The following is a 223-nucleotide window of genomic DNA, read 5'->3' as shown; positions in this document are numbered from 1 at the left end:
GAACTCGGTGATCGCCCGGGCACCGACCGTGCCCGCGATGACCTCCAGCTTCGGAGCGATCGCGTCCGGCGCGCGGGCCAGGCGGTCATCGTTGAGGAGGTCCGGCGTGATACCGAAGACCTCCTCCACCGCCCAGGTGCGGGCCCAGTCCCCGACCCGCACCAGCGGTGCGGGCGAGGTCAGCCGGTTGGCCACCAGCGCCTCGATGACCTGCCCGTGCGTC

General features: G+C 72.6%; 1 protein-coding gene. It reads right to left on the bottom strand.

Annotated elements, in window-relative coordinates; all coding sequences use genetic code 11:
* Nucleotides 1-223: DUF4277 domain-containing protein (locus tag ACEPPI_RS41130; RefSeq protein ID WP_373920330.1), on the bottom strand; the 223-nt coding region annotated here is incomplete at both ends.

It is taken from the genome of Streptomyces sp. AB3(2024) (assembly GCF_041862025.1).
Taxonomy (GTDB): domain Bacteria; phylum Actinomycetota; class Actinomycetes; order Streptomycetales; family Streptomycetaceae; genus Streptomyces.
The sequence above is the reverse complement of the archived record's forward strand: the minus strand, read 5'-3'. Positions and strand labels throughout refer to the sequence as shown.